This window comes from Sulfitobacter sp., from assembly GCF_036960155.1.
GTDB lineage: Bacteria > Pseudomonadota > Alphaproteobacteria > Rhodobacterales > Rhodobacteraceae > Sulfitobacter.
Map to the genome: position 1 here is coordinate 1 of NZ_JBALWB010000030.1, position 6,383 is coordinate 6,383.

Annotated in this window: 8 protein-coding genes and 1 pseudogene; 1 reads left to right on the forward strand and 8 read right to left on the reverse strand. The window is 54.9% G+C overall.

What is annotated here, in order from left to right; translation table 11 throughout:
• Window positions 1–440: 440 nt before the first annotated feature.
• The 8 genes and pseudogenes from V7775_RS24580 to V7775_RS24615 form a co-directional block, all read right to left on the reverse strand.
• Window positions 441–944, reverse strand: coding sequence for a DUF3299 domain-containing protein (locus tag V7775_RS24580; protein ID WP_335754573.1), 504 nt, complete (start codon window positions 942–944; stop codon window positions 441–443).
• Window positions 938–1,441: a DUF3299 domain-containing protein gene (locus V7775_RS24585; RefSeq protein WP_335754574.1), complete on the reverse strand. Its 504-nt coding sequence runs from the start codon at window positions 1,439–1,441 to the stop codon at window positions 938–940. The genes V7775_RS24580 and V7775_RS24585 overlap by 7 nt, the downstream gene beginning before the upstream one ends.
• 17 nt (window positions 1,442–1,458) lie before the next feature.
• Window positions 1,459–2,709: an ABC transporter permease gene (locus V7775_RS24590; RefSeq protein ID WP_335754575.1), complete on the reverse strand. Its 1,251-nt coding sequence runs from the start codon at window positions 2,707–2,709 to the stop codon at window positions 1,459–1,461.
• The gene (locus V7775_RS24595; RefSeq protein ID WP_335754576.1) at window positions 2,706–3,407 is read right to left on the reverse strand and encodes an ABC transporter ATP-binding protein; all 702 of its coding nucleotides are present in this window, start codon (window positions 3,405–3,407) and stop codon (window positions 2,706–2,708) included. The genes V7775_RS24590 and V7775_RS24595 overlap by 4 nt, the downstream gene beginning before the upstream one ends.
• 14 nt (window positions 3,408–3,421) lie before the next feature.
• Window positions 3,422–4,072, reverse strand: a complete 651-nt coding sequence (gene zrgA, locus V7775_RS24600; RefSeq protein WP_335754577.1) for a zinc uptake protein ZrgA — start codon at window positions 4,070–4,072, stop codon at window positions 3,422–3,424.
• A 31-nt stretch (window positions 4,073–4,103) separates the two neighbouring features.
• On the reverse strand, window positions 4,104–4,490 hold the full coding sequence (locus V7775_RS24605) for a Fur family transcriptional regulator (protein WP_335754578.1): 387 nt from the start codon (window positions 4,488–4,490) through the stop codon (window positions 4,104–4,106).
• Between the two features lie 159 nt (window positions 4,491–4,649).
• Window positions 4,650–5,012, reverse strand: a pseudogene (locus tag V7775_RS24610) (RrF2 family transcriptional regulator).
• Between the two features lie 103 nt (window positions 5,013–5,115).
• Window positions 5,116–6,018, reverse strand: a complete 903-nt coding sequence (locus tag V7775_RS24615) for a LysR family transcriptional regulator (protein WP_335754579.1) — start codon at window positions 6,016–6,018, stop codon at window positions 5,116–5,118.
• 97 nt (window positions 6,019–6,115) lie between these two features.
• Between V7775_RS24615 and V7775_RS24620 the strand changes: the two genes are divergently transcribed.
• A partial coding sequence (locus tag V7775_RS24620) for a hypothetical protein (RefSeq protein ID WP_335754580.1) occupies window positions 6,116–6,383 on the forward strand: 268 nt, incomplete at its 3' end.

Sequence of the window (6,383 nt, forward strand, 5' to 3'; positions counted from 1 at the left end):
TTGAGACAGTAGATCACGCTTCAATCAAGGAATAGGTTTTCAATAATATCAGCTCAATGTGTGAATCCGTATTTTGTGCTACGTGCGCTCGCTACGGTGGAAATGCCGCGTGAGCGACAAAATACGTGCCGCCGCGCAGCGGGAGAACCGGCCATTTACGCAGACCGCAGCGAGGACCGTCTGTCGAATTCACAGTTCGCGGACAAATCTACCGTCCGATGTAGGAATGGGAAGGTCTGTTTAAGGTGTGTTGTAGACCTCTATCACTCCAATAATACCTAAATTAATTCATCTACAGTTCAATTCATTTAACACGCTGCATTCTAGGTCGGATTTGCGGAGGGAGTATCAAATCACTAGGTAACACCTTTGTCCCCGATCATCGCACTGCTTAGACCTGAACCAATGACTGAAATTCTTTAAATGATACTTCGAAGTTTTCAAAAAGGCTCAATATGATCTGCCGAAAGAGCATAGGCGATGTCAGCTAATTGCGTAGATGTTGACGCTGTGCCGAACATGCCGATGACGTTGACTGCTTCAAACAAGCCTGAGTTTTCATAAGGCTTGTTTGTCGTTACAAAGACCAACTGGTTGGCGGGGGGCGGTGGAACATGCACACAGGCGCCCACGAAAGGCACCAGAATGAATGCAGTCACACCCGTACCGGAATAGTCAATCGGAACGATATATCCTGGCAATCGTACTGTTTCGCCGTTCCAATCTGTCCGAACCCCGTGAGACGCTGGCTGCCGGGTCGATAGGCTGGGGCTATCATGCTGGATCAGGCCTTGGATAAACGGCGGAATGGCTGGCTGGCCCTCGGGAATCAGGTCGGTCCAGTTCAAATCGATATAATCACTGGCAAAGACGCTTGACGGGGCGACAGTAAAGGCGCTGAAAGCGGCCATAAGCGCTCGGCGATCGATATTCCGTGTTACCATTCGTAGACCTCGATCAATTCTGCATCTAGCGCATATCCGATATCGGCCACGGACGTTGATTGCAGTTCATGCCGCATCTTTCCTGTGACCCACACCGGATCCCAGAGTTTGTCGCTGGGCCAGGGTTTCTTGCTGTCTACAAAGACAAGCTGGTTAGCGGGCGGCGGTGGTGTGTGGATGCAGGCCCCAACGTAAGGAACCATGATAAAGCTGGTCACTCCCGCCGTGGACATATCAATGGGCAGCACATAGCCCGGCATTTTGATGTACGCGCCATGCAGCTCCATGTTCAGCTTGGTTGCGTTCTCATCAAATTCGGGCAGCCAGGTATCCTTGAGCGCGTCGATTTCGCCCTCACCGATAATCTCACCATATGGAACACCGGGGGGAATAAGATCCTCCCACGCGAGCACGCGAGGCGTCTCGGCCCAGACGGTCCGCGGGGTTGCAGTAAATGCCGCCGCAGCAGCCATCAAAGTTCGACGTGATAGTGTCATCGTATCAAATCCCTTTGCTAAATCCTGACCATCATACCATCGGCGAGCGACATGCGGTAGGCTCGCAAGGCGGGTACCAAGCTCACAATTGCGCCGGCAGCTACAACACCCAACAGAACCCAAAGTTCGCGCAGTGAGGGCGGCTCGATCGGCAACCAAAGGCCAAAGGAGGCGTCGAGCACAGGTTGCCCGACCATTAACCCTAGATAGAGCAAGCCAAGCCCTATTACCGCGCCAATCGCGGCCATCACAGCAGCTTCTATCACCAACAGGCCAAGGATCACACGCGGTCGTGCACCCATCGCGCGAAAAATCGCCATTTCGCGGCGACGTTCGTTCAGGCTGGAAAAGATCGTAGCCATCATGCCGATGAGTGCGGTGACCACTACCATGCCCGAGACGGCAATCAGTGCAGTCTCCGCGATCCCCACAATTTGCCACAGCTCTTGCAAAGCAACACCCGGCAAGATCGCCAACAGCGGCTCTTGTGGGTATTCATTAATGCTGCGTTGCAGGGCAAACACCTGCAGGCGGCTTTTGACACCAATTAAGGCCGCTGTAACTGCTTTCGGCTCCAACTCCATCTGCCGGATTGCATCGGCAGGGGTTGATTGGCCCGGTATCGCGGCCCCGCTTTGCCAATCCACATGAATGGCTTCTATGGCTTCCAAGCTAACGATGACGGTACGATCCACTGGCGTGCCAGTCTTTTCCAAGATACCTGATACGCGAAACGGTTGGTTGCCATGTTCGACAAAGGACGCAAGCCCATGGGCCACCACGATAGGATCATCGATGCTGTAGCCCAATGTCGCCGCCACATCAGCGCCGATGACAGTGTCGAAAACATCATCCATCACCGTCCCGTCCGCAACAGCAAGTGATTGTCCTGCACGGTATTTGTAGCGCTCGAAAAATGCCGCTGTAGTGCCCATAACGCGAAACTGTCGGTGACTGTCGCCCAATGAGATCGGCACGATCCAGTCGACTTCGGGACGCGCAGAAATATCTTGATAGCTTTCCCATGTCAGGTTGTTCGTGGCGTTCCCTATGCGGAAGACCGAATAGAGCAACAACTGAACCGAACCAGACCGCGCGCCGACAATCAGGTCCGTGCCAGAGATCGTATCGGCAAAGCTGGCCTTGGCGCCAGTGCGGACCTTCTCGACCCCCAAAAACAGGGCAACCGACAGGGCAATGGCAAGGATAGTCATCCCAACAGTTAAGGCGCGGGCCATCAAGGACCCAAGGGCCAGACGCAAAATCACAGTTGGCCTCGTGCTGTTTGTGTAACGTCTGCCATCTGAACGACGCGGTCGAAATGCGGTGCAAGGCGTGCGTCATGACTGACCATCAACAAGGTACTGCCCGATGCGCGTGCCTGCGCAAACAACAGGTTCAGGAAGGTCGCTTGGGTCGCCGCGTCCAAAGCTGACGTGGGCTCATCCGCGACGATCAGTGGCGGCGCACCAATCAGGGCACGCGCGGCTGCGACGCGTTGTTGCTGGCCTACACTGAGCGTTCCAGCCTGCGCTGAGATCGCGTCTTCGGGGAGACCCAAATCCAGACAAAGCGTCCGCGCAGTATCACGAGGGGACAGCACACGCGCACTGCGCAGAGGTGCAAAACGCAGCGGTAGCAGAATATTGTCTAGGACACTGGCGTAAGGTAGCAAATTGAACTGCTGAAAGATCAACCCGATGTGTTCCGCGCGAAACCTGTCCCGTTTGCCCGCAGTGAGAGACGCGATATCGGTGTCCGCGACCATGACCACGCCGTCATCCGCAGTGATCGTGCCACAGATCAAGGAAAGCAGCGTCGATTTGCCAGAACCACTTTCTCCCAGCAGAAGAACACTCTCGGACTGCGCGAGCCCGAAATCAGGGATATCGAGCCCAAAGGATGCCCGCCCCGGCCAACGGTACCGGACACCCGTCAGGGATAATATGGAAGTGTCTGACTTCATCCTACGATCGTGTCTTAGAACAAGTCGCGCAGATCAAGCGAGGGCGCGTCTCGCTCAACCTCGAAGGCGGTTGCACCGCTGTCCGAGATCACTTGCACTTCCAATTCCAGAGCGTTCGGGAAGGCGTCGAAGTAGCCAAATGTGATCAGCTTTGCCTGCGCGGGGTTGGCACAGTCCAGCAAATACTCCGCGTGAAATTCGGTGTGTCCAGCCTCGTCCGCATGCTCCTCATGACCGTGCTCTTCGTCGTGCGCGGCGTGGTCTTCGTCTGTATGACCCTCATCGGCATGTTCCTCATGGTCATGGCCTTCTTCTTTGTGCGCGGCATGGGCGTCGTCGTCATGCTCCTCTTCACTTTTCAACGAAGCACTCGCCTCTACTACGCTACATTCGGCGGCCACAGGTAGGGAAAATAGATCAAGCGGCCGTGCAAGGGTTGCCACCGCAGCATCCACTTTTGCGCGGTCTTCGCTGCTCTCAGCAGCATATTCAAAGCCTACGATATCAGCACCCGGGGCGTGCAGCTCCATGGCAATCTTGCCGCCATCAAAAGCGATGTCCAACTGGCCTACACCATGTTCATGGGCATCCAACTGGCGGGTCTCTTCGGCTGCAACGGCACTGGCTGAAAGGACGAGGAGAACGGCGGAAACAGGTTTGATCATGGATTTATCCTTTGTGAAGGTCAGTGGCGATTCAGGCCGCACAGCTCTGGCAGCGACCGTGAATTTCAACGATATGGCGGGTAGCCTGAAACGACGATTTTTCCGAAAGCGCCTTGAGTTGCGGCAGGATCGGCGTGCCATCATGCTCTTCAACGATACCGCACTCCTCACAAACGGCGAGGACGGGAACTGATGCGTGGTGGTCACAGCGGCATGGTACAAAGGCTTTCATTGATTCCAGCTTGTGCGCGCGACCCTGCTCCGTAAGGGCGGTCAAGGTTCGGTAAATCGTTGGCGCCGCGAGTGCGGGCTCATCAAGTTTCATTTGGTCCAGAATGGCATAAGCTGTCATCGGTTTGCTGTGCAGTTCCAGCACCTTCAAAACATCTAATTGCCGCGTCGCCGCTTGCTTGCGCATCAATAGCCTTTCTTCAAAAACGAGTCTCTTGTTACTTTATAAAGTAATTACGACCACTACAACTTCGAAACGATTGATTGTTACGTGATCACATAGATTACAGGTGCTTTGCGTAAATTTCAGACACCTGCCCCTGACATCAGGCTTCAGAACCTCTTATTAGGTCCCTCGGACCTCAGAGATCGAGGTCACAGCCAGCTTTTCGACCAAGCTCTGTTCTATCTCTTCTAAAACCCACGAGACCCATTTGTGCAGTGCATGCTCCACCGAACCTGCGGTCGCATCCCTACCCTGTTCACATGCCACCAGCCTTTCATTAAGTGCGAGATTAACGTCGGCAAGCGTGATCCCTTGAGGGGCGCGCGCCAACCGCCAACCGCCTGCGTGTCATTTTTCGGATGTCAGCAAGCCCGCTTTGCGCAGCCGTCCCAGCACCTTACGAACCACTAATGGGTTTGTACCTGCACGCTCTGCGATGTCCGCAGAAGTGCGCATCTGATCCCGACTACCAACAGCGGCCATTCGGATAATGCGCAGTTAACGGCAGATATGAGCCCAAACTACCGAATGCTGCTAAGTGTATGTGTGTCCGTTTTACGGAATATTGATCGAATCCGATCTTAGTTCAATCTGGACCCAAGCTGTCTGACAGAGCCTCTGCCAGAAAATCAAAGACAATTCTCACCCGCGCGCTGGTTCTGAGTTCAGCGTGTGAGGTAAGCCATATTGGCAGCGTGAGGTTGGGCATTTCCGGCAGCACTCGCTGCACCTTCGGGTTTGCCTCACCCAGCCGGATATGACCGAGGCCAATACCGCACCCACCAACGACCATGTGCCATGCCACTGTTGGGTCGTCACATTTGAACCGGAAAAAGTCAGGTCCGATTGGCAGCCCCATCGCCCGCAGTTCTGCGCCGGTTCTGTCATCAGCATCTTCGCCGATGATGTCGTGGTCTTGCAGATCTTCGATGGTACGAGGTGTGCCGCGTCTTGCGAGGTAGTCCGTTGTCGCAAATGCCGCCAGTTGCAACTCCCCGATCTTCTTGGCGATCAGGTTTGCTTGGGTGGGGCGGAACATGCGCACGGCAATGTCGGCCTCGCGCATCAACAGGTTTGAGGACGCATCAGTGGCGACCACTTCGACCGTGATATCGGGTTGGGCGTTCCCGAGATTTGCCAAGATGTCAGGCAGCATGAAGTTTGCCACCGCGCGACTTGCCGTGATCCGCACAGTGCCTGCGATTTGGTTGTCTTGACCACTGGCGGCGACGGCAAAACGGGCGGCGGCTTTGCTTACGTCTTCGGCGTGCTCAAACAGGCGGACACCCGTTTGTGTGAGTGCTAAACCGTCGCCACGCCGATCAAACAGGGTCACCCCGAGATCAGCCTCAAGTGCCGTGATGTGGCGGCTGAGGGTCGGCAAACTGCCCCCCTCTGCGCGCACTGCAGCAGCGATGGAGCCATGTTTTGCAACGGCGCAGAACGACTGGATATAGGCCAGTTTGGGAGTGCGAAGGGATCTAGGCATATTTCATTTTTGAAATCACGGCTTTCACTATCTTACATATCGTTCCGTTTTTGTAAGCCGTAAACACTGAATAACGCAACGCAAATGGAATGATACAATGACCAGGCACCACATACTTATGCTGATCGGGGTTCTGGCAATTGCCCAGACAATGTTGGTCCTTGTCCCGCAAATGATCCTTGGTGGCGCGATTGATTGGCCCAACAGCCTGAACTTTCCGCCGAACGAGGTCCTGCCGCTTATCCTGTCAGAAATTGACCAAGTCCGCCTCGGCTATGGCGTCTACCTGATTTACTCACTCGCCTGGGCACCGATTGGTGCCGCAGTTGCTTGGGTTGCGCTTGGGTCCAACACACGCACCGGAA

Bases quoted from the DNA above. Each gene is read 5' to 3' on its own strand.
- V7775_RS24580 (WP_335754573.1), bottom strand. From the start codon at position 944: ATGGTAACACGGAATATCGATCGCCGAGCGCTTATGGCCGCTTTCAGC.
- V7775_RS24585 (WP_335754574.1), bottom strand. From the start codon at position 1,441: ATGACACTATCACGTCGAACTTTGATGGCTGCTGCGGCGGCATTTACT.
- V7775_RS24595 (WP_335754576.1), bottom strand. From the start codon at position 3,407: ATGAAGTCAGACACTTCCATATTATCCCTGACGGGTGTCCGGTACCGT.
- zrgA (WP_335754577.1), bottom strand. From the start codon at position 4,072: ATGATCAAACCTGTTTCCGCCGTTCTCCTCGTCCTTTCAGCCAGTGCC.
- V7775_RS24605 (WP_335754578.1), bottom strand. From the start codon at position 4,490: ATGCGCAAGCAAGCGGCGACGCGGCAATTAGATGTTTTGAAGGTGCTG.
- V7775_RS24615 (WP_335754579.1), bottom strand. From the start codon at position 6,018: ATGCCTAGATCCCTTCGCACTCCCAAACTGGCCTATATCCAGTCGTTC.